Below are 21,172 nucleotides of genomic sequence, written 5' to 3' on the forward strand. Positions count from 1 at the left end.
CAGGAGCTTTAAGGCATATTTGCCGCATTTACACTACCGTTACGACAGTGGAGCGTCGGCCATGATCCTTATCGCAAACATACTTCTGGCCTTGGAGTCTGTCGGGCTTAACGCATTCAGCCGTCATCTCCAGGGCGTTTTCAATTGGTTAACCTGCTGTATTTATTGAATAAGTCGTCAGCTTTAGCTTGCGTTTTCTTGGTGTATCCCGTATATTTGTCCGGTAATATCAACTGGTTAGGTATCGGGGTTGACTATGAAATCAAAGTTTATTGAAGTTGACCGGGAAACACCCTATCTGCTCCCGCCATCGCTGCAGGATTGGCTACCAGAAAAGCACTTGGCCCGGTTTGTGGTCGAAATTGTCGAACAGCTCGACCTGCGCTCTTTGAAAGCTACCTATGCCGGCCGAGGCTCGCAGCCCTATAACCCTGAGATGCTGGTAGCATTGTTGTTTTACGGTTATGCGACAGGCGTATTCTCCAGCCGGAAGCTTGAGCGCAGCACCTACGACTCCGTGGCATTCCGGTTCATAGCGGCAAACAGTCATCCTGACCACGATACCATTGCCACCTTCCGCCGGCGTTTTCTGCCGCAACTGAACAAGCTGTTTGCCCAGATTCTGCTGATCGCTCATCAGATGGAGGTGCTGAAACTGGGCAACGTTAGTTTGGATGGCAGCAAAATCAAGGCGAACGCCTCCAAGCACAAGGCGCTGAGCTATGAGCATGCCTGCAAGCTTGAAGAGCAGATCAAGGCTGAGGTTGGCGAACTGCTCAAAAAGGCCGAGGCAGCGGACCGTGCCGATATTCCGGACGGCATGAACATCCCCGAAGAACTGGAACGTCGGGAAAAGCGTCTTTCCGCCATTGCCGCAGCCAAGGTCGAGATCGAAAAACGAGCCGCTGAGCGCCATGCTCGTGAACAGGCCGCTTATGAGAAGAAAGTCGCCGAACGGGCCAAGAAGGAGCAGGCAACGGGCAAGAAGGCCAAGGGGAAAGAGCCGAAACCGCCCAAATCCGGCCCCACTGCCAAAGATCAGGTCAATCTGACCGATGAAGAGTCGCGGATCATGCCGACCTCCGGTGGCGGATTCGAGCAGACTTACAACGCCCAGGCCGGTGTGGATACAGCATCAAAGCTCATCGTTTCGGCCCATGTTACCCAGAATCCCAATGACAAACAGGAGCTGACACCGACCCTGGAGAACCTGGCGGCGCTGCCTGAGAAGCTTGGCAAGGCAACCGATCTGGTAGCTGACAGTGGCTACTTCAGCGAAACCAATGTAACTGCCTGTGAGGAGAACGGGATAACTCCCTACATTGCCGTAGACCGGCAGAGTCACAACGTGCCACTGATGGAGCGCTTTGCCGAACCGCCGCCGTTACCCGAAGATGCCGATTCCGTGGCCAGAATGAAGCATCGCCTGAAGACACCTTCCGGCAAGGCGATCTACGCCCAGCGAAAAGTCACCTCGGAACCGGTCTTCGGCATCATCAAGGCGGTCATGGGATTCAGAAGCTTTCTTCTTCGTGGCTTTGAAGCAGTAAAAGGCGAATGGAACCTCGTCTGCATGGCCTACAACATCAAACGGCTGCATGTCTTGGCCGGATAGAATGAGAAATAGCGAAAATCAGCCTGTAATAACCGCAGTCATCGCTGAAAGGGCTGAATTAACCAGGTTGCCGGTGGGAAGACGAACACATACGGAACTTTTTTAATCGGCTTGGCCACAAAAGAGGGCGCCCCTGAGGTCAAGCCCGACAGACTCCTTGGCAAAGATCATGGAACTGGCCAACGGATTACTGACCATCTACAAGTACATCCTGCTGGCAAGCGTGATCATCTCCTGGGTGAACGCCGACCCCTACAATCCCCTGGTTAATTTCATCTACAGGGCTACCAACCCCCTGCTCAACAGGATCAGACGCCACATGCCCGATACCGGCATGCTCGATTTTTCGCCGCTGGTGGCGTTTGTCCTCATCTATGTGCTTCAGATCATCCTGTTCGACACGGCAGTTCACTACCTGACCACAATCAGCATGGCGCTCAAACTGAGAGGTTGACCAGCAATGAAAATCACTCCGATCGATATTCAGCAACAACAGTTCAAGGGCAAGTTGTGGGGAGGGATCGACCCCGATGACGTGGATGCCTTCCTGCAGAGCGTGGCGTCCGAGATGGAAAACCTGGTCAGGGAGAACAACGAGCTAAAGGAGCAGCAGGCGCGCCACAACCGCGAGATGCAGGACATGGCCGAAAAGGAGAAGGACCTCCGCGAGGCCATGCTGGCTGCCCAGCGGGTGATCGAGGAGATGAAGGCCTCGGCCCAGAAGGAAGCCAGCCTGATCATCGGCGAGGCCGAGCTGAAGGCGGAAAAGATCGTGGCCGAATCGGAGCGCCGCCTGGGGGACCTCAAGGCGCGCATCGAGGATGTGAGCCGCCAGAAGGTCCAGTTCGAATCGAGTCTGAGGAGCCTGTTGGAATGCCATGTCCGCATGCTGGACGGCGATGAACCGTCCTGAGACTTCCTGCTACAGCGTGACGGCGAAGGGGGTCGTCCTCAACCTCTACATCCAGCCGCGGGCATCGAAAAACGAGATCTGCGGCCTGGTGGACAACTCCCTCAAGCTCAGGCTGACCTCGCCGCCGGTGGATGGAGCGGCCAACAAGCTCTGCCGCGAATTTCTGGCCGACCTGCTGCATGTGCCCAAGTCGGCGGTGGAGATCATCTCGGGGGAAACCTCCCGCCATAAGCGTGTGCGCATCGCCACGGCCGACTCCGACCTGATCAGCAGCCGCATCCAGGGACTGCTCTCCTGATAATGAACACACTCCTGAACCCATAACGACACGTACGCCACAGAGAAATAATCCCGGAAATTCATGGAATCCTGAATCACCGGCCTGGTGCATCGGTGACTTTTCCTGTTTTTGTCTCCGATAGCTCTGTGTGCCCTGTTGTCATTGCAATTTTGTGCGAGCTTGTACACGCAGCACGTAGTCCGATGCCGGTCAATCCGGGACAGAGGGCTGAACTACACAACGAGAGGAAACACTGAATGGCTCAGGCAAAGATCGGAGATACCGTCCGGGTACACTACACCGGGACACTGGATAACGGCAGCATATTCGACACATCCGAAGAGCGGGAGGCTGCGTGCGGCGATGGGTGCGGGGACCGTTGCGCCGACCACGGCAATGATTGTGGTGACCACGATTGCGGCTGCGGCGAGCGAGCCTCCGGCCCCCTGGAGTTTGTCATCGGCCAGGGAAACCTGCTGGCCAAGTTCGAAGAGGCGGTTGTCGGGCTCGAGCCGGGGCAGGGCGTCAGGGTTAAAATCGTGGCCGATGATGCCTATGGCCAGCGCTTGGAGCAGTTGGTGGCGGTTGTGGAGCGGAGCGAGATCCCGGACGATATCCATCCGGAAGTGGGTGACCGGATGGAGGTGGTCACTCAGGATGGAAGCGGTATGCCGGTCATGGTGACCGGGGTGAGCGACACGACCCTCACGCTGGATGCCAATCATCCCCTGGCGGGAATGGACCTGACCTTCGACATCAGGCTGGTGGAAATCGTGGCATAACCGGGGAAGAGGAAAGATTTCTTCACCTGTCCGCCGATTTCGGACGAAAAAGGGGCGCGGAATCAATTCCGCGCCCCTTGTGCGTGAGGAGGAGCTTTACCTCCTATTTGGCTTTTTCACCCAGAGCCTGTGATCCGGCAGGGACAATGCCGATATTTTTGGCTCCCTCCGGCACCGTTGCGATGACAACCGTGAAGGGGAGTGCCTTGCCGGGGGCGATTTCCAGGTTGGAGAGGCCGCTGCCGACCTGATTGGCCATGGCCAGTTCAATGGCGTCCAGCGGCATGCTGGCCAACTGCTGCGCCGACAGGGGGTTGCCGCAGTAGGCGTTCTTACTGGCCAGCACCTGGCCCTTGTCGCCGTACACCATTCCCTTTACCTGTAGGGATGCCCGCGGGGTGGTAAATCCGTTGACCGCTTCTCCGCTGATCACCAGCAGTTCGCTGCCGGTGGTCGTGTTCCTGACAAATGATGAGGAGATGGAGCGGAGCTGGATTTTGCCCGATTCGGGAGCGATCATCTGTTTCAGTTTCGGGTAGAGATCCTTGCCGTAGAAGGCGGCCGCGCCGACCATTGCCAGCACCAGAAGAGCCACCAGCGCCTTCAGCAGGGATGACGACTTGCGGCGTGAGGGGATCGAGAGGGGGGGCAGCTCTTCCTGGGCCGGTTCGGGCGGAACCAGATCGCTATCGGCCGTGCCAGGCGCTGGCTCTGGCGCTGGCGAGATGACCGGGCCGTATGGTTTCATCTCTGTCCCTGCCGGCTGCACGGGCTCCGGCTGAACCGGAAGTGCTGCAGAAGGGACAGCCGCTGCCGGCTGTGGGGGGGTGATCGCCGTTTCAGCGGGAACGTCGAAGCTGAATGCCTCCTCCAGTTGGGGCAGCTTCTGCCCGCTGGGAGGGGTGGGCAACTCCATGGCAAAATCGAACGCATCCGCGGTGGGTATGTTTTCCGGTCCGGCTGGGACGGTCTCCGTTTTTTCCCCGGAGAGCTGGCTCTGGGTGTCGTTGCTTTCGGGCAGATCGAATTCGAACTCCAGGGGGGGCGGGACCTGCGGGGTAGCGCTTCCCTGTTCGGCTATGAACGGTTCCGCGCTGGCCGCAACCTCGGGTTGCCCGAAATCCACCTGGCCGAAATCGATCTCTCCGTGGGGGGCGGCCGGGGCCTGCTCTTCTACCGATGCGGCCTGCTGCTGGCTATCCAGGGGCTGGAAGTCGAATTCATCTCCGAAGGGCTGGTGCGGAGCTGCGGCCTTGGCCTCCGGGAACGGTTCCAGGGCGGATTCAGCCATGGTCGGCTGTTCCGCGGGCTGTCCGAAATCCACCTCGCCGAACTGGAATTCACCGGGAGGGGAGGGGGGAGTCTCCCCCATGGCTGGAGCGCTCTCCTGGTTGGCGGAAAAGGAGAACTCCTCGGCCGGAGCCTGGGGCTGCTCTTCCTGCGGCGGCTCAACTGCACCAAAATCGAAGGACTGTCCGCTCTGCTCCTGTTCCTGGGCAGCGGCAAAGGGGTTTTCGGCGGCCTGCTCCTGGGGAAAGCCAGACTCGGCCTCCTGAGGCGTGGCGCCAAGGGCGGAGCTCTGCTCCAGCATGGCGCCGAAGTCGCTCTGTTCCGCCTGCTCAGGCTGCTGTTTCATGACCGTAAAGACGTGTCGGCACTTTGCGCAGCGAACCTTGACTCCGTTCTCCTTGATCTTGGAATCATCGAGCCTGAACTTTGTCCGGCACTGTTCACACTGGATTATCATCGGCGACTCCCTGGCAGACGTGATGGAACGGCATGGCAAACCGGCATGGAACTAGCTGAAACAACGAATCCTATATCAGAAAGGGGGGTGGGTGTCAAATCATAAACCTTTTCTTATCGTAGTGATAGCGCCCTGTTGCGGACAGATTCCGGCGATGGGGCAGGCTGCGCAGGCGGCCGGATCCACACCGTTACAGCCCTCGGAAATTCCCAGGTGAGCCAGGGCAAAATCGTACCTGACCGGGTCGAAGGGGTCCAGCCGGCGCAGCGCCGCGGTTATCTCCCGGGCCGTACGCCAGTCGGCGCTCCTGCGTCCGCTGAACCCCAGATAACCGCAGATGCGCTGGATGTGGGTGTCCACCGGGATGATCAGCTGGGAGGGCGATATTCCGCGCCAGATGCCCAGATCGATGCCGTCGGCCGGACGCGCCACCCAGCGCAGAAACATGCAGAGTCGCTTGCAGGCGCTTCCCGAGTGGGGGGCGGGAAACAGGAACGGAAAAGAGGAGCTTTTCGGGAAGCTCTCCTGGCCGAATAGCGGTGAATAGTCCAGGGCCAGCGCGGCCGTGGAGTAGCGGTTCAGGGATTCGGTCACATCCGGGGCGCTGTCGTCGTGGCCGCGCAGGAAGAACTCCTCGACATTGCCAGCCTCCCGGATCATCAGCCGTATGCACCACAGCAGGGCACACAGGTCGCGGCCGTCGTTGAAGCGGTGTTTGAAAGCGTTGAAATCGCGCAGGCCGCGCTCCGGCTGGAAACATTCCACATAGCGGCGCGGCGACGGCCCCATATGGTCGAAGATCGACTCCAGCGTGCGCAGGATGATCCCGACCGCGCCGTAGGCGAATGCGGAGGAGATGACGGCGGCCACCTCCCTGTCCAGCGGGTCGCGGTAGCGGTGACAGAAGGAGAGCGGGTCGTTGGCCAGTTGTCGCGGTGATCGGGTGGCGCAGAGACGGTCCAGGACGGCCTTGATCGGGAGGTCGTGCATTTCCGCACGATAGCAGGGGTGGGGGGCGGGGGCAAGGGATAATACGAGCCGCTCACAATCCTGTTTTAAAACGCCGGTGGCTGTGCTATAGAGGTGTCAAAATCGGCCAAACGGAACGAGGTTAACAAATGAACAATATCAAGCGGGTGAACAATAAGGTAACCGAGGAAGAAATCGAGAAGGTAAAGAGTCTCGACTGGGCCAGTTATTACAAGAGCTTTCCCAACATGGACGAGAGTATTCAGAGTTGTCCAAAATGCGATGTGATGATTTTTCCCCAGCAGGGGGATACTGAATTCATCTGCAAGCGTTGCGGCGAGAAGATTATCCTGTAGGCGGCTACAGGCGGGTGTCGCGCCCAGGGCCGCGATGAAACGCTAGAGAATAGCGACAAAAGGACGACTCCCCGGGGGCCGTCCTTTTGTCGTCAGGCTAGCTTGGTTCCGTTACACCTCTGCCTCGCGCAGGAACTGTGCCGCGTCCTCCGGCGAGGTGGGGTTGATGTAGAAACCGGTGCCCCACTCGAAGCCGGCCGTCTGGGTCAGGCGCGGGACCAGCTCGATATGCCAGTGGTAGTCATACTCCAGCGAACCCCAGTGCCCCGGTTTGCCCGGTCGGTGATGGGGCGGCGGCGCGGTGTGGAGGATGAAATTGTAGGGAGCGTCCAGCAGCACGCTCTTGACCCGCAGCAGCATGTCCTTCAGTGCCATTGCCAGTTCGGACAGCTGGGCGTCGTTCATCAGGGCAAAGTCATGGCTGTGCTGTTTGGGGAAGAGCCTGAGTTCGAAGGGGGAACTGGATGCGAAGGGGGTCATGGTCAGATAGTTGGGAAATTCCCGCACCACCCGCTGTCCCTCCCTAAGTTCGAAGTCGATGATGTCGCAGAAGATGCAACGCTCCTTTGTGCCGAAATAGGTGCGGGCCACCTTCAGCTCGGTGGCGGCCACCGGCGGGAGTAGCGGAACGGCGATCAACTGGCTGTGGGAATGGTGCAGGGTCGCGCCGGCGCGCAGGCCATGGTTCTTGAAGATCACCATGTAGCGCAGGCGGAAATCTTTACGCAGATCCAGGTAGCGGGCGCGGTAGGCCCTGAGCACATCGCAGATCTCGTTCACCGCCAGGTCGGCCATGGAGCGGTTGTGGTCGGGGGTTTCGATGATCACCTCATGGGCGCCGATGCCGTTCATCACGTCGTAGAGCCCGTAGCCGCGGCTCCCCGCCTGCCCCTCCACCCTCAGTGCCGGGTACTTGTTGGGGATGACCCGCACGCGCCAGTTGGCGGCGTTGGGCATGCCGCTGGGGCGTATGGCGAAGATCTCCGGCGGCGTCTTGTCCTCGTTGCCGTAGCAGAAGGGGCAGGCGGTCATGCCGTTATGTTCCCGCTCAACCTGGAAATCCCGCGGTCGCCGGCCCCGCTCGGTGGCGATAATCACCCAGTGCAGTTTCAATGGATCCCAGCGCAGTTCTGACATTATTCCTCCAAAAGACGCTTCATAAAACGGTTCGCAGTTCATGGTTCGAGGTTGAAATCACTCAACAACGAATCTTGAAGCACGAACCTTGAACTTCGAACTAAATCAGCCAGTTTTCCAGCTCTATCTCCGGACCGGCGTAGTACAGCATCAGCGGTGCGTCCGAGGGCCATCTGCCGATCTCCTCGTTGTCGCGCACCAGTGACAGGGAGGCGAAGAGCTTGCTCCTGGGGGGAAGTCTGAGCACTTCCAGGGGGATGCTGACTTCGCAGGTCTTGGCCACCTTCCAGTGGCAATGGCCGTGGGTGGGCACCCAGAGATTGCTCTCCTTGACCAGCAGCAGCCCCTCGTCGCAGCTGATCTGCATGGGGAGACGGTACTCGCGGTCGAAGATCAGATGCAGGTTGAGCACATCCACCTCCCGTAGCAGGCGGGAGAGCTCCTGGATGCCGTCGATGCGCACGAAGAACGAGGTCCGGTTGTAGCCGTAGTAGAAGCTCTGCAGCATGCGGTCCGAAGAGTGCATGGCCGACCCCTGGCGGGTCAGATCATAGAGCCCGGCGGCCAGCCACTCGAAATAGTCGCTGATCCGGCCGTTGATGTTCGGATCGATGAAGGTCGCCGGTTCGCGGATCAGGCCGGCGGGGCTCTTCTTTTTGATCGGTTCCAGCAGCTGGCTGGGCGGGTCCAGTCCCAGCAGGTGGTAGACGTTCAGCAGGTGCTGGCGGAACAGGCGGTCGAAGCGGTCGCTGTGGGGGGAGAAATGGTCGTCGCCGTACCACCAGAACCAGTCGCTCCCCTCCGCCGCATAGAGGGAGCAACAGATCTGTTCGGCGATCCGGCTACCGTCGCCGTCCGCTTGATGGCCGTCCAGGATGGCCGCCACGTCCGGGTTGCTGCTGGCGGCCGTTTCGCGCGTTCGCGCCAGCAGCTCCCAGGCCAGATTTTCCTCGGGATGGCCGATCCAGATGCCGAAGTTGGCGTTGATCCAGGAACCGGGGTGGACGGTGTGCAGGCGTCCCGTGAAGCTGGTGTTGGTCAGCACGTCCGAGCAGGTGGTCAGGTTGAGTTCAGGCGTGCCGGAGATGGCGGTGTACATGCTGCGCAGGAAGTCGTAGCCGTTGTTGGCGTAGTATTCCCAGGCATTTTCGCCGTCCAGGATGATCGGGATGACGCGCCCCTCGCCACCGATACGCTCCTTGATGGCCGTGAGCCGGCAACAGAGATCGTCGGCGGCGCGGCCGGCGTCCCAGGACGAGTAGGTGAAGCCGATCAGGTCCGACAGATGGTGGTCGCGGAAGAACATGCCCAGGCCACCATGGCTGCCGTCGAAACGCCAGGGGCGGTAGAGCCGCTCCTTGTGATCCCCCAGCCCCCGCTCCAGGCTCTTGGCCAGCACCTCCTCGTCCGAGGCGATCCAGGAGAGGCCGCACTCGGCGATGATCTCCAGGGCCTCGCTGCTGACCGACCCCTCGGGCGGCCACATGCCGTTGGGAATGAAGCCGAACACGGACCTGAAATAGTCGATGCCGCGGCGAATCTGGGCCCTGGCGTCTTCGGGGTAGCTGAAGTGCGCAGCGGGAACCGCGATGCGCGGCAAGGCGTTCAGGGCGATGCGGGTATCGCACAAAAGCGGCAGAATCGGATGGTAGTAGGGGGAGACCGCCAGTTCGACGGCCCCCGCATCGTGGAGCCGCTTGTAGAGCGGGATGATTGCCCGGACCACCTCCCGTTGGGTAGTGAAGAGCAGTTCCTTGTCGGCGTTGGTGTAGGAATCCCCCTTGACGATAAGCTCGCCAAAGGCCGGGTAACGGCGGCGGGCCGCCTCGCCGGTCCAAGCCAGGAAGAAGCAGACCTGCAGGTCCAGCAGGTCTTGATCGCTGAAATGCCGCACCCGATCGCGGGCATTGCCCGCTTTGCCCTCTCCGGCCATGTAGAGCAGCTCCAGGTAGCGACGGTTCGGTTCGATCATGCGCTGGCGGTTGGCGGAGAAGAAGTTCTCCAGCAGGAAGATGCGGTCGTCTTCGCAGAGGTCCGCAGGAGCGGCCCTGCCCATCTCCAGGAAGCGGTCCACGGCCGTGCCGTCGGCATAGTCCAGAACCTGCTCGATCAGCGACGGGACCAGGTTGAACACCGCCCGCGCCCCGGGTGTGTCCTCGACGATGGCCGGCATGTCGAAGTAGTCCTTGATCGCATGCAGGTAGGTCCAGGGGAGCGCGTAGGCGTTTTTGATCGGATCCTTGTAGTATGGCTGGTGCATGTGCCATACGATGACCACATCGAGAGGGGTTGGCATGCGCTGCTGCTCCTTGCCGGGGGTGATAACGCCCCTATTCCAGCTCTTTCTTCCAGCTCTCCACTTTTTTCTGGTATTCAGCCAGCAGCCTCTGGGCCGATTTATGGTCCTTCCCCTCGGCAACGATATGGATGTAGTGGCTGTGCTGGTCCGGCAGCAGCAGGATCCACTCGTCGCCGAAATGGACCTTGATCCCGTCGATGAAGGTTGCCTCCTTGTCCAGGCTGTCCTCGCTCATCTTGCGCATGATGCCCCCCTTCATCTCCCAGGGACAGGAGATGCTGGTCTGCAGATAGGCGCACTCCGGGAGGTCGGCCAGTGATCGGGAGAGCGGGCCGCCGCTGGCCGCGGCCAGCTCGATCAGCCGGGCGATGGCGAACATGCCGTCGAAGGAGGCCTGGAAGACCGGCAGGGCGAAACGGCCGTCGGTGGAGCCGGCCAGGATCACCTCGCTGGAACCGGCCGCCTCCAGCATGGCCCGTTCGCTGCTCTTGGTGCGGGTGATCTGGCAGCGCTTGGGGGCAGCCATCTGTTCGATGCTCGAGGGGGCCTGCACCGGTACGGCGATCACCCCCCTCTGGCCGCTCTTCATGGTCAGTGAGGCGAACAGGGACAGGAGTTCGATGCCGCTCAGGATGTGGCCGGTTTCGTCCAGCAGGGTGATGGCTTCCGCGGTGGGGTCGAGCCAGAAACCGGCTTGGGCGCCCACGGAGGAGACGATCTTGGAGAGCTGCTCCAGAGCGGTCTGCTTGTCCATCTCCCTCGTGAAGCCGCGCCCCTCGTCCACGTAGGCGTTCAGGGCGATGACGTAGCAACCCAGTTCGTTGAGGATCAGCGGCAGGATCTGGCTGGCGGCGGAGTGGTTGAAGTCGATCACCACTGTCCAGGCGGCCTTCTTGAGCTGTTCCCGGTCAATCGCACGCAGGAAACCCTCGCGGTAGTAGTCGGCCACGTTGTTGATGTCCGTGATGGCGCCCGGCTCGGTGTGGTGGGCGCGGCGGAAGTTTTCCTTGAAGAAGATGCGCTCCACGTTCTTGGCCATGCCGCTGGAGAAGTCCAGCCCGTCGCTGTCCATGAACACGATCTCCAGGGCTGCCGGGTCGTCCTCTGCCTGGCGGAAGTGGAATCCCCCCACCTCGCCGAAGGTCTTCAGCTTGTAGCGCAGCATGGGCTGGGGCGCCATCTTCAGGTCGCGCACGTTGACCCCGGTGGAGAGGATGCCGCCCATGAAGCAGCGCTTGAGCATGCGCGTGACCCGGTTGGAATCGCGGCCACCAAGCACGAAACTCCCCTTGGGGAGCATGGTGCCGTAGGCGCAGCCCAGCTTGGCCACGAATTCCGGGGTCAACTCCACGTTGGAGAGCCCCCTGACGATGGCCCCTTCGAAGAGCAGCTTGCGCCATTTTTCGCCCCAGATCAGGTTGGCGGTGACAATGGATCCCGGCTCAACCACCTTGCGTGGCCAGATCTTCACATCCCGCCTGATCACCGTCTCGTCGCCGATGGAGGTTCCGTCGGCAATGATGACCCCCTCTTCCAGGCTTGCTCCCTGGCCGATGAGCACGTTGGAGCAGACCACGCAGTCGTTGATGCGCGCCCCCTTCTTGACATAGGTGTTGTCCCAGATCACGCAGCGGCTCAGTCTGACCCCCTGCTCGATGGTGCAGTTGCGTCCGATGACCGAGTCCTTTATCTGCACGCCGCGCAGGATCTGGCTGTTGTCACCCACGACCACCGTTCCCTCCAGCCCCGACGGGTCGCCCAGGGTCACGTCGCTGGCGATGCGCAGATCCTTGCCCACGAAGTCCAGCTTGGGCTCGTAGATCTTCAGGTTGACCTTGCCCCTGAAGATGTCGTGGTAGGCCTCGCGGTAGGAATCGGTGTTGCCGATGTCCCGCCAGTACCCCCTGGCTGGGAAGCCGAACAGCGGGTCGTTGTTCGCCAGCAAGGTGGGGAAGAGATCCTGGGAGAAGTCGAAGTTTTCTCCCTCGGGAATGTACTTGAATATCTCCGGCTCCAGGACGTAGATGCCGGTATTGATGGTGTCGGAGATAACCTCGCCCCAGCCCGGCTTTTCCAGGAACTGGGTGATGCGCCGCTCCTTGTCGGTGATCACCACCCCGAACTGGAGCGGGTCCTTGACCGAAGTCAGGGTGATGGTGGCCATGGCCTTGTTGTCGTTGTGGAAGTTGACGACCTTTTTCAGGTTGAAGTCGGTTAGCAGGTCGCCGCTGATCACCAGGAAGCGTTCGTCCAGGTACTTCTCGGCCGCCTTGACCGCCCCGGCCGTGCCCATGTCCTGCAGCGGTATCACGTAGGTGATCTTGACCCCGAAATCGGAGCCGTCCCGGAAGAACTTCTTGATCACCTCGGGCTGATGGTAGAGCAGCATGACCAGATCGGTTATGTCATGTTTTTTGAGCAGCTCCACGATATGGAGCATGATCGGACGGTTGAACAGGGGAATCATCGGCTTGGGGAGGTTGCTGGTGAGCGGCTGGATGCGGGTGCCGAATCCGCCGGCCATGATGACGGCTTTCATAGATGGGTGACTCCTTGCGATGGAATGGGGTGTCTGCTCCGAGTACGGGGGTGGTTACAGTCCGATCTTTGCCTTCTGGATCTTCTTGGCCAGCACGCGGGCGATCTCCTGCTTCAGCTCGGTCAGGTCACCGGACTTGACGATATAGCCGTCCGCCAGCCAGGCGGAAAAGTCGTCCTTGTAGCAGGAGAAGGCCGAGCAGAGGATCACCGGCATCTCGTGTCGCTCCCGGACCAGCTTCTGGAGCAGTTCGATGCCGTTTTCGTTCTTCAGTTTGATGTCCAGAACCACCAGATCGAAGGGGGTCTGCTGCAGTTTTTCGATGGCTTCGGCGGTGTTGGCGGCGGTGACTACCTCGTACCCCTCGTCCGCCAGCTCTTCCGAGTACAGAATGCGAATGTTGGCCTCATCATCAACTACCAGGAGCCTGCTCATGGCTGCTCTCCTTTTCCGTGGGAAGTATGATCGTAAAGGTGACCCCGCCTCCGGGAGGCGCGGCAACGATAAAGGGGATGTCCTGCTTTTCCAGCATGGTACGGCAGAGCGCCAGGCCGAGTCCCGATCCCATGGTGTGGGTGATGGCAAAGGGGGTCAAGAGCGCATCAAGGTCTTCTGGGGTGACGCTGCGCGCCCTGTCCGTGATGACCACATGGATGCCGTCACCCTGCCGGAGGGCCCGCATGGAGAGCAGTTCTCCGCTGCGTCCCTCCAGGCTGTCCATGACCAGGGTGCGCACGCAGTAGGCTACCTGCTTGAAGTCGATGTACGCCAGGGGGAGTTCCTCCTGCGGCTCGAACTGGCAGATGCAGTCGCGTTCCAGGAGAAACTCCTGGATCTCCCGCAGGGATGCCTCCAGCAACTGATTCACATCCCAGAAATCCCTGGTGGGATAGAGCGAATCGGAGTAGTTGAGGATCTCGTCCAGCACGTCCTCCAGGTGGCGAGCCTCCCCCACGATGGATTCGATGAAGCCCCGCTTGGGGTCTGCCTCGGGGGTGCTCTTCAGGATGGAGCGTGCGAATCCGCCGATGACCATCAGCGGGTTATGGATGGAGTGGGCGATGCTGGAGGTGATCCGCCCCACCAGTGCCATCTTCTCCATCCTGACGATCAGTTCCTGCTGTTCCTTCAGTTTGTTGCCCGCCTCGGTGGCACGGCTCAGTTCCACCTGGAGCCGTTCGTACAGTGAGGCGCGCTCGATGGCAAAGGCCACCAGAAAGGAAAAATTCTCGATGGAGCGCATGTCTTCTTCACTGATCCGGCGGTGGGTGATGCAGTTGTCGGTGATGATCATGCCCACCCGGCGTTTGCGGCTGATCAACGGCAGCAGCAGGAAGGTATCGACCCCCAGGAGGTTGGCGATTTCAGTGGAGATGTCCGGGTTGTGGAAGGCGTTTTCCACCAAAAGCGGCTGTGTGCCGTTCAAGGTGCTGATCAGCAGGTGATCGCTGTTTGACAGGGGAACGGTAAGCTGCTCCAGGATATCGTGAAACTTGGCCCGTTCTGAGTCGAGTTTGTTGGCGCGGAAATTCTGGGCCAGACCCTGCAGGTCCATGTCGTTGCGGGAGATCTCGTCCCAGGTCTGGTTGGCCTCTTCATAGCTGCGCGGTCCGATGGCCAGGTGCCCCTGGAGGAGACCCTGCTCACGGTTGATGATCAGCAGAAAGGCCCGGTTCATGCCGAAGCCCTTGCCGGCGGTAATGGCGGTCAGGGCAACGGAGAGCACCTCCTCCAGGTCCACGGAACTCTGCAGGGTAGAACCAAGCTCGTGGAGGAAACGCACCTCCAGGGTTTTGCTGTCCAGGAAGCTGACCAGGGAATCGATCTGGGATTTTTGGCGCTGGTGCGCGCCGTGCAGGGTGAGGATGACCGGAGCCAGGGGGTGACCGCTCTCGCGGAAACGCCGCAGGTCGTCCTTGAAACTGGCGCAGTCGCAACACTTTTCAAGGATGCGGCGCTGGCGGGACGCAAGAAGGGCCTCATCCCCCTCGAGGATGTTCGGGCAGTCGCCCATCCCGATGCTTTCCCTGCTCCAGCAGCATTGCCAATCCAAGTGGTGCCCCGTAACTGATGTAGTAGCTATGGACTATACCAGACAATTCCGGCGGTTCAAGGCGTGGGGAGGAGAAATGCCCGCGGCCCGGTCGAAGGGGTCGGGCCGCGGGTCAGGTGATGCCATGCATCAATAAAGAAGGGTCACCTGATGTTCCAGGTCGTCCCCTGGGGAGAGTCCAGCAGTTGGATGCCCTTCTGCAGCAGCAGGTCCCTGATCTCGTCACCGCGCTTGAAATCCCTGTTCGTGCGCGCCGCCGCACGTTCGGCGATCAGCTGCTCGATCTCCTGGGGGGATATCTCCATCTGGTCGCTCTTGGCCTGTTTGATGGACTCCAGCCATGCCGCTGGCTGGCTGGTGAACAGGCCAAGCACGTCGCCGGTTTCCGCGAACAGTCGCCGTACCTGGCCCAATAGCGCCAGGGTTGCCGGTGTCTGGTCGCCGCTCTCCGCCATGAAGCGATTGGTGGCCCGCACGGCTTCGAAGAGCACGCCCAGGGCCTGGGCGGTGTTGAAGTCGTCATCCATGGCCTCCCTGAAGCGGGAAATGAGCGACTGGAGCTTTTCGTGCAACTCGGCGCCGGCAGGGGGGAGGGGAGCGCCTTCGACCGGTTGGTTGGGGACGTCCTGTCCCTCCATGGCCCCGTCCACCGCCGCCAGGCAGGAGTAGATCCGCTCTAGGCCGGCCTGGGCGTCGTTCAGGTTCTGGTCGGAGAAGTCGATGGGCGAGCGGTAGTGGGCCGAGAGGATGAAGAAGCGCAGGGTTTCCGGGTCGTATTGCTCCAGCACCTCGCGGATGGTGAAGAAGTTGCCCAGGGACTTGCTCATCTTCTCCGAGTTGATGTTCACGAATCCGTTGTGCATCCAGTAGCGGACGAACTGGCAGCCGTTGGCCGCCTCGGACTGGGCGATCTCGTTTTCGTGGTGGGGAAAGACCAAGTCTTTGCCGCCGCCATGGATGTCGAAGGTTTTGCCCAGATATTCCATGCTCATGGCCGAGCACTCGATGTGCCATCCCGGCCGCCCCGCTCCCCAAGGGGAATCCCAGCTCGGTTCGCCCGGCTTGGATCCCTTCCAGAGGGCGAAATCCATGGGGTTGCGTTTGCGGTCATCCACCTCGACCCGCGCACCGGCCAGCATGTCTTCCAGGTTGCGGCCGGAGAGCCTGAGATAGCTTGGGAAGCTCTCCACGGCATAGTACACGTCGCCGTCCGATTCATAGGCGTGCCCCTTGGCGATCAGGGTCTCGATGACGCTGATTATCCCCCCCATGTGGTCGGTGGCCTTGGGCTCCACGGTCGGCTTTGCCAGGCCCAGTCGGGCCATGTCCTGGTTGAAGGCCTCGATGTAGCGCTCGCTGATGGTGGTGTAATCAACCCCCTCCTGGTTGGCACGGTTGATGATCTTGTCGTCGATATCGGTGAAGTTGCGCACATAGGTGACAGCGTAGCCGCTGTAGCCCAGGTAGCGGTAGATGACATCGAAGACCACATTGGCCCGGGCGTGGCCGATGTGGCAGTAATCGTAGACGGTGACGCCGCAGACGTACATGCCTGCCTTGCCGGGGTGCAGCGGAACGAAGGTATCCTTCTCGCCGGTGAGGGTGTTGTAGATGCGCAGTGCCATGAATCAGGTCCCCTGTATAAAAAAAGTGCTATATTTATGCATTTTTTTGGGCGGGAAGGCAAGCGGCTAATGTCCGCCTCTTCTCCCGCGGGTGACGCCTGAATCAATCTGTCAAGCGGGTGTGCCTACAGAGACTTGGCGGCAGTCACCATGGCCGGAAACCCCTGCTAGTTGAGGCATGCAGCCAGGGGCTGTTCCGGGAGGGGGCGCCCTGGCAGATTGAGGCTGAAATTCGATGCAGCCATGGGGCGGTCAGCCATCGGCAGACATGCCTGTATGTGGATCGAGATCAGGGTTGATTTTTTTATTATGGCTAAAATCAGGCGGGGCGCGCGGTTACGATAAATCGGGGCCAAATGGCTGGATAAAATAGCTTGACTAATTGGTTTGATTATGTTTTTTACCCAAGGTAGCAATTTAGCACCACTATTTTCATTGGGGAGACAGGAAACTACATGGATAAGATCATCGACATAACCGAACTTGCCCTGCGGGATGCTCACCAGAGCCTCATCGCCACCCGTCTTGGTATCGAGGACATGACCGGCATCTGTGAAGAGCTTGACAACGCCGGGTACTGGTCAATCGAATGCTGGGGTGGAGCCACCTTCGACTCCTGCATCCGCTACCTGAACGAGGATCCGTGGGAGCGTCTGCGCACCTTCAAGAAGCTGATGCCCAAGACCAAGCTTCAGATGCTGCTTCGCGGCCAGAACCTGCTTGGCTACCGCCACTACCAGGACGAAGTGGTTGAGCGTTTCGTGGACAAGTCGGCCGAGAACGGCATGGACGTGTACCGCATCTTCGACGCCCTGAACGACCTGCGCAACCTTGAGACCTCCATCAAGGCGGTCAAGAAAGCCGGCAAGCACGCCCAGGGCACCATCAGCTACACGGTCAGCCCGATCCACACCACCGCCCTGTTCGTGGACCAGGCCAAGCGCCTGCAGGACATGGGCGTTGACTCCATCTGCATCAAGGACATGGCCGCCCTGATCAAGCCGCAGCCGGCCTATGACCTGGTCAAGGGGATCAAGGAAGCCTGCCCCGGCCTGCGCGTCCAGCTGCATGCCCACTCCACCACCGGCGTCACCCTGGTCAGCCTGATGAAAGCCATCGAAGCCGGCGTGGACTGCGTGGACACCGCCGTCAGCTCCATGAGCTTGGGACCTGGCCACAACCCCACCGAGAGCCTGATCGAAATGCTGGAAGGCACCGGCTACACCACCAAAGTTGACCTGGACCGGGTCCTCAAGGCCAAACTGTACTTCTCCAAGACCCTTGGCCGCTACAAGCAGTTCCTCTCCGCCGTCACCGGCGTCGAGACCGAAATCTTCAAGAGCCAGATCCCGGGCGGCATGCTCTCCAACCTGGAAAGCCAGCTCAACCAGCAGGGCGCCGGCGACCGCCTCACCGAAGTTCTGGAAGAAGTACCGCGCGTTCGCAAGGACACCGGCTATGTACCGCTGGTCACCCCCAGCAGCCAGATCGTCGGCACCCAGGCCGTCCTCAACGTCCTGATGGGCAAATACAAGGTCCTCACCGGCGAATTCGCCGACATCATGCTCGGCTACTACGGCGCCAGCCCCGGCGACAAGAACATGGAAATCGTTGCCAAGGCCCAGGATCATGCCAAGAAAGAGCCGATCACCTGCCGCCCCGCCGACCTGCTCGATCCTGAATGGGCAAAACTGAGAGCTGAAGCAGAAGCACTGGAAGGCAACGACGGTAGCGACGAAGACGTGCTCACCTACGCCATGTTCCCCCAGGTAGCCGCCAAATTCTTCGCCACCCGCGCAGAAGGCCCGATGAACCTGGGCAAGGACCCGGAAGAAGGCGCCGTCGACGCAGCCACCGCTGCCGAGCACCAGGGCAAGATCACCGGCCCGATCACCTATGCCGTCACCCTGGAAGGGCAGAAACACAAGGTAGTCGTCGCCCCGTACAAAAAGTAACCTGACCACGTAATCGCTTACTTCTACATTGTAATTTCAATACAAGTGAGGAACCATGGCAATCACAATAGAGGATAGAATCCAGGAACTCAACGACAAGAAGGCCGAGATCGCCCTTGGTGGCGGTCGCGCCCGAATTGAGAAACAGCACGCCGCCGGCAGCATGACCGCCCGTGAGCGTCTCGACTACATGCTGGACCAGGACAGCTTCCTGGAGAGCGGCATGTACGCCAAGCACCGCTGCACCTACTTCGGCATGGAAGGCAAAGTCCTGCCTGCCGAAGGTGTCGTCACCGGCGCCGGCACCATCGACGGCCGCCTCGTGCACGTAGCCAGCCAGGACTTCACCGTCGCCGGCGGCGCCGTGGGCGAAGTCCACGCCGACAAGATCGTGCGGGCCATGGAAGACGCCCTCAAGACCGGCTCTCCCTGCGTCGTCATCAACGACTCCGGCGGGGCGCGCATCCAGGAAGGTAACCACAGCCTGGGTGGCTACGGCCGCATCTTCTACGCCAACGTCAAGGCCTCCGGCGTCATCCCCCAGATCTCCATCATCGCCGGTCCCTGCGCCGGTGGCGCCGTGTACAGCCCGGCTCTCACCGACTTCATCATCCAGACCAAGAGCGCCCGCATGTTCATCACCGGCCCTGCCGTCATCAAGGCCGTCACCGGTGAAGTGGTCAGCGCCGAAGACCTGGGTGGGCCGCAGGTTCACATGAACACCTCCGGCGTCATCCACTTCGTCGCCGAAGACGACAAGCACGCCCTGGACATCACCCGCAGGCTGCTCTCCTTCCTGCCCAGCAACAACCTGGAAGATCCTCCCCAGCTGGAAGCGGAAGAGACCATCCTGCCCAACAAGGCTCTCAACAACATCGTACCGCTGGATCCCAAACTGCGTTACGACGTCCGTGACGTCATTGTCAACATCTTTGACAAGGGCGACTTCATGGAGATCCAGGCCGGCTACGCCACCAACATCGTCATCGGCTTTGCCCGCCTGCAGGGTCGCACCGTCGGCGTCATCGCCAACCAGCCCAACGCCATGGCCGGCGTCCTGGACATCAACTGCTCCGACAAGGCTGCCCGCTTCATCCGTTTCTGCAACGCCTTCAACATCCCGCTGATCACCTTCGTCGACACCCCCGGCTTCATGCCCGGTGTCCAGCAGGAATACGGCGGCATCATCCGTCACGGCGCCAAGATGCTCTTCGCCTACTCCGCCGCCACCGTACCCAAGCTCACCGTCGAGCTGCGTAAATCCTACGGCGGCGCCAATCTGGCCATGTGCGCCAAAGACCTGGGCGCCGACCGCGTCCTGGCCTGGCCCACCGCCGAGATCGCCGTCATGGGTGCCGAAGGCGCCGTCGACGTCATCTTCCGTAAAGAGCTCAAAGAAGCTGCCGATCCCAAGGCCAAGCGCCAGGAACTCATCGACGAATACCGCGAGAACTTTGCCAACCCGTTTGCCGCCGCCGCCTGCAACCAGGTGGACGACGTCATCGAACCGGCGTACACCCGTCGCGAACTGGCCATGGCCCTCGACATCCTCTACCGCAAACGCGAGCTGCGTCCGGCCAAGAAGCACGGCCTGATTCCGCTGTAACCACACACCACACCGGAGGACGCAATGTCGGAAGAGAAAATAGCACCGGAAATACTGATGATCATGTCAGCCTCCATCGCCGCCTTCCTTGGCAAGAACGTGCGTATCAGAAAAGCGCGCGTGATCAGGGACCAGGGACCCAGCAGCTGGGCCATGCAGGGGCGTGTTGCACTGCACGGGGCACGTATCAGCAGTATCTAGAAACGCGCATACATCCATGACTGTAAGAATATCTTTCAGAGGAGACTCGACGTGCAGCTAACCTTAACAATAGACTCGAAAAAATACGTCGTAGACGTTGAAATCGTCGAAGGCGAAGAAGTCCGCATGCCGGCGGCCGCGCCGGTTCCCGCCGCCACCATCAGCTCCCAGCCGGTGACCCCGATTGTTCCGGTCGCCACCGCGCCTGCCGCCGACGGCCTGCCGGACGACAAGGTCTGCCGCAGCCCCATCGCCGGCGTTGTCTTCAAGGTCACCAGCGAAGTGGGCCAGGAGATCAAGCAGGACGACCTGCTGTTGGTGCTTGAGGCCATGAAGATGGAGACCAACATCACGGCGCATGTGGCCGGCAAGATCAAGGCCATCCACGTAAGCCCGGGCGAGGCCGTGAAGAACGGCCAGGTCCTGGTGGAATTCGAATAGTCGCCAGCCTAAACCCCTCCAAACCTCCCCTTATCAGGGGAGACTGAGGGGGGTGGCAGTACAACCGGAAGCGCCCCGCGAACCGAAAGGTTCCGCGGGGCGCTTGTGTGTTTGGGGTGGGCTGAGCTGAAAGGAGGGGAGGGGGCAAGCGGGTGAAAGCTAGCGCCTGATGACCAGCGCTGCGCCGCCAGCCAGGAGCAGCATGCCAGCCAAGCGCAGCGGCGTCAGCGGCAGCTGGCGCAGCCCGAACAGGCCGTAGTGGTCTAGCAGTGCGCCTGCCACCAGCTGGCCGGTGATGATGGTTGCCATCACCGCCGCCGTGCCCAGCCGCGGCACGCAGATGATGGTCAGGGTGACGAAGAAGGCGCCCAGGAAGCCGCCGGTCAGCTCCCACCAGTCGGCGGTCGTGATGCCCCGCAGGTTGCCCCGGCCGGTCACGAGCACAACCATAAGCAGGGCCAGAGTTCCCACACCAAAGGAGACCATGGAGCTCTCCAATGGCCCGATCTTCTGGGCCAGGCGGGCGTTGATGGAGGGCTGCACGGCGATGGCCATGCCGCCGCAGAGCATGAGCAGGATCAGGGTCGGGTTGTTCATGGGGGCTCCTTCGCGCGTTGATTGACTCGCTCAGGAATGGCATACCCATGAATCTGG

19 protein-coding genes are annotated in these 21,172 nt (G+C 60.7%); 10 read left to right on the top strand and 9 right to left on the bottom strand.

Annotated features, from left to right (window positions below; genetic code table 11):
• The first annotated feature begins 256 nt into the window (after nt 1-256).
• From PPRO_RS00090 to PPRO_RS00110, 5 genes are all read left to right on the top strand, one after another.
• Nucleotides 257-1,615, top strand: coding sequence for an IS1182 family transposase (locus PPRO_RS00090; protein WP_011733975.1), 1,359 nt, complete (start codon nt 257-259; stop codon nt 1,613-1,615).
• Nucleotides 1,616-1,772: 157 nt separating this feature from the next.
• Complete coding sequence (locus tag PPRO_RS00095; protein ID WP_232286663.1) at nt 1,773-2,069, top strand: YggT family protein; 297 nt, start codon at nt 1,773-1,775, stop codon at nt 2,067-2,069.
• A 6-nt stretch (nt 2,070-2,075) separates the two neighbouring features.
• Nucleotides 2,076-2,528 carry a DivIVA domain-containing protein gene (locus tag PPRO_RS00100; RefSeq protein WP_041532048.1) on the top strand — a complete coding sequence of 151 codons (453 nt, stop codon included), beginning with the start codon at nt 2,076-2,078 and terminating at the stop codon, nt 2,526-2,528.
• Nucleotides 2,494-2,826, top strand: coding sequence for a DUF167 domain-containing protein (locus tag PPRO_RS00105; protein ID WP_232286664.1), 333 nt, complete (start codon nt 2,494-2,496; stop codon nt 2,824-2,826). The genes PPRO_RS00100 and PPRO_RS00105 overlap by 35 nt, the downstream gene beginning before the upstream one ends.
• Nucleotides 2,827-3,065: 239 nt before the next feature.
• Nucleotides 3,066-3,590, top strand: a complete 525-nt coding sequence (locus tag PPRO_RS00110) for an FKBP-type peptidyl-prolyl cis-trans isomerase (RefSeq protein ID WP_011733978.1) — start codon at nt 3,066-3,068, stop codon at nt 3,588-3,590.
• Nucleotides 3,591-3,693: 103 nt separating this feature from the next.
• Here the strand turns inward: PPRO_RS00110 and PPRO_RS00115 are convergent, their stop codons facing one another.
• Complete coding sequence (locus tag PPRO_RS00115; protein ID WP_011733979.1) at nt 3,694-5,337, bottom strand: DUF3426 domain-containing protein; 1,644 nt, start codon at nt 5,335-5,337, stop codon at nt 3,694-3,696.
• A gap of 99 nt (nt 5,338-5,436) precedes the next feature.
• Nucleotides 5,437-6,327: a TIGR02757 family protein gene (locus tag PPRO_RS00120; protein ID WP_011733980.1), complete on the bottom strand. Its 891-nt coding sequence runs from the start codon at nt 6,325-6,327 to the stop codon at nt 5,437-5,439.
• Between the two features lie 128 nt (nt 6,328-6,455).
• Here PPRO_RS00120 and PPRO_RS00125 point away from each other — a divergent pair, with 128 nt between their 5' ends.
• Nucleotides 6,456-6,662: a hypothetical protein gene (locus tag PPRO_RS00125; RefSeq protein WP_041532049.1), complete on the top strand. Its 207-nt coding sequence runs from the start codon at nt 6,456-6,458 to the stop codon at nt 6,660-6,662.
• 111 nt (nt 6,663-6,773) lie between these two features.
• Here the strand turns inward: PPRO_RS00125 and galT are convergent, their stop codons facing one another.
• The 6 genes from galT to cysS form a co-directional block, all read right to left on the bottom strand.
• The gene (galT, locus tag PPRO_RS00130; protein ID WP_011733981.1) at nt 6,774-7,799 is read right to left on the bottom strand and encodes a galactose-1-phosphate uridylyltransferase; all 1,026 of its coding nucleotides are present in this window, start codon (nt 7,797-7,799) and stop codon (nt 6,774-6,776) included.
• Between the two features lie 100 nt (nt 7,800-7,899).
• The gene (locus PPRO_RS00135; RefSeq protein WP_011733982.1) at nt 7,900-10,095 is read right to left on the bottom strand and encodes a glycoside hydrolase family 57 protein; all 2,196 of its coding nucleotides are present in this window, start codon (nt 10,093-10,095) and stop codon (nt 7,900-7,902) included.
• 34 nt (nt 10,096-10,129) lie between these two features.
• Nucleotides 10,130-12,637 carry a mannose-1-phosphate guanyltransferase gene (locus PPRO_RS00140; protein WP_011733983.1) on the bottom strand — a complete coding sequence of 836 codons (2,508 nt, stop codon included), beginning with the start codon at nt 12,635-12,637 and terminating at the stop codon, nt 10,130-10,132.
• A 54-nt stretch (nt 12,638-12,691) separates the two neighbouring features.
• Complete coding sequence (locus tag PPRO_RS00145; RefSeq protein WP_011733984.1) at nt 12,692-13,072, bottom strand: response regulator; 381 nt, start codon at nt 13,070-13,072, stop codon at nt 12,692-12,694.
• Complete coding sequence (locus tag PPRO_RS00150; protein WP_011733985.1) at nt 13,050-14,651, bottom strand: sensor histidine kinase; 1,602 nt, start codon at nt 14,649-14,651, stop codon at nt 13,050-13,052. Before PPRO_RS00150 ends, PPRO_RS00145 begins: the two co-directional genes overlap by 23 nt.
• A 182-nt stretch (nt 14,652-14,833) precedes the next feature.
• Entirely contained in the window at nt 14,834-16,315 is a 1,482-nt protein-coding gene (gene cysS / locus PPRO_RS00155; RefSeq protein WP_011733986.1) for a cysteine--tRNA ligase, read from the bottom strand.
• 455 nt (nt 16,316-16,770) lie between these two features.
• Between cysS and PPRO_RS00160 the strand changes: the two genes are divergently transcribed.
• The 4 genes from PPRO_RS00160 to PPRO_RS00170 are packed head-to-tail and all read left to right on the top strand — an operon-like array spanning nt 16,771 to nt 20,518.
• Nucleotides 16,771-18,270, top strand: a complete 1,500-nt coding sequence (locus PPRO_RS00160) for a methylmalonyl-CoA carboxytransferase subunit 5S (protein WP_011733988.1) — start codon at nt 16,771-16,773, stop codon at nt 18,268-18,270.
• 55 nt (nt 18,271-18,325) lie between these two features.
• Nucleotides 18,326-19,876 carry an acyl-CoA carboxylase subunit beta gene (locus PPRO_RS00165; RefSeq protein WP_011733989.1) on the top strand — a complete coding sequence of 517 codons (1,551 nt, stop codon included), beginning with the start codon at nt 18,326-18,328 and terminating at the stop codon, nt 19,874-19,876.
• Nucleotides 19,877-19,900: 24 nt separating this feature from the next.
• Nucleotides 19,901-20,077 (top strand): hypothetical protein, encoded by a 177-nt coding sequence (locus tag PPRO_RS21120; RefSeq protein ID WP_198138289.1) that lies wholly within the window; start codon nt 19,901-19,903, stop codon nt 20,075-20,077.
• Between the two features lie 51 nt (nt 20,078-20,128).
• Nucleotides 20,129-20,518: a biotin/lipoyl-containing protein gene (locus tag PPRO_RS00170; protein WP_011733990.1), complete on the top strand. Its 390-nt coding sequence runs from the start codon at nt 20,129-20,131 to the stop codon at nt 20,516-20,518.
• A 159-nt stretch (nt 20,519-20,677) separates the two neighbouring features.
• Here the strand turns inward: PPRO_RS00170 and PPRO_RS00175 are convergent, their stop codons facing one another.
• Nucleotides 20,678-21,115 (bottom strand): DMT family transporter, encoded by a 438-nt coding sequence (locus PPRO_RS00175; protein ID WP_011733991.1) that lies wholly within the window; start codon nt 21,113-21,115, stop codon nt 20,678-20,680.
• Nucleotides 21,116-21,172: the final 57 nt, after the last annotated feature.

This window comes from Pelobacter propionicus DSM 2379, from assembly GCF_000015045.1.
Lineage (GTDB): Bacteria > Desulfobacterota > Desulfuromonadia > Geobacterales > Pseudopelobacteraceae > Pseudopelobacter > Pseudopelobacter propionicus.

Bases quoted from the DNA above. Each gene is read 5' to 3' on its own strand.
- PPRO_RS00090 (WP_011733975.1), top strand. From the start codon at position 257: ATGAAATCAAAGTTTATTGAAGTTGACCGGGAAACACCCTATCTGCTC.
- PPRO_RS00100 (WP_041532048.1), top strand. From the start codon at position 2,076: ATGAAAATCACTCCGATCGATATTCAGCAACAACAGTTCAAGGGCAAG.
- PPRO_RS00105 (WP_232286664.1), top strand. From the start codon at position 2,494: ATGTCCGCATGCTGGACGGCGATGAACCGTCCTGAGACTTCCTGCTAC.
- PPRO_RS00110 (WP_011733978.1), top strand. From the start codon at position 3,066: ATGGCTCAGGCAAAGATCGGAGATACCGTCCGGGTACACTACACCGGG.
- PPRO_RS00115 (WP_011733979.1), bottom strand. From the start codon at position 5,337: ATGATAATCCAGTGTGAACAGTGCCGGACAAAGTTCAGGCTCGATGAT.
- PPRO_RS00120 (WP_011733980.1), bottom strand. From the start codon at position 6,327: ATGCACGACCTCCCGATCAAGGCCGTCCTGGACCGTCTCTGCGCCACC.
- PPRO_RS00125 (WP_041532049.1), top strand. From the start codon at position 6,456: ATGAACAATATCAAGCGGGTGAACAATAAGGTAACCGAGGAAGAAATC.
- galT (WP_011733981.1), bottom strand. From the start codon at position 7,799: ATGTCAGAACTGCGCTGGGATCCATTGAAACTGCACTGGGTGATTATC.
- PPRO_RS00135 (WP_011733982.1), bottom strand. From the start codon at position 10,095: ATGCCAACCCCTCTCGATGTGGTCATCGTATGGCACATGCACCAGCCA.
- PPRO_RS00140 (WP_011733983.1), bottom strand. From the start codon at position 12,637: ATGAAAGCCGTCATCATGGCCGGCGGATTCGGCACCCGCATCCAGCCG.
- PPRO_RS00145 (WP_011733984.1), bottom strand. From the start codon at position 13,072: ATGAGCAGGCTCCTGGTAGTTGATGATGAGGCCAACATTCGCATTCTG.
- PPRO_RS00150 (WP_011733985.1), bottom strand. From the start codon at position 14,651: ATGGGCGACTGCCCGAACATCCTCGAGGGGGATGAGGCCCTTCTTGCG.
- cysS (WP_011733986.1), bottom strand. From the start codon at position 16,315: ATGGCACTGCGCATCTACAACACCCTCACCGGCGAGAAGGATACCTTC.
- PPRO_RS00160 (WP_011733988.1), top strand. From the start codon at position 16,771: ATGGATAAGATCATCGACATAACCGAACTTGCCCTGCGGGATGCTCAC.
- PPRO_RS00165 (WP_011733989.1), top strand. From the start codon at position 18,326: ATGGCAATCACAATAGAGGATAGAATCCAGGAACTCAACGACAAGAAG.
- PPRO_RS21120 (WP_198138289.1), top strand. From the start codon at position 19,901: ATGTCGGAAGAGAAAATAGCACCGGAAATACTGATGATCATGTCAGCC.
- PPRO_RS00175 (WP_011733991.1), bottom strand. From the start codon at position 21,115: ATGAACAACCCGACCCTGATCCTGCTCATGCTCTGCGGCGGCATGGCC.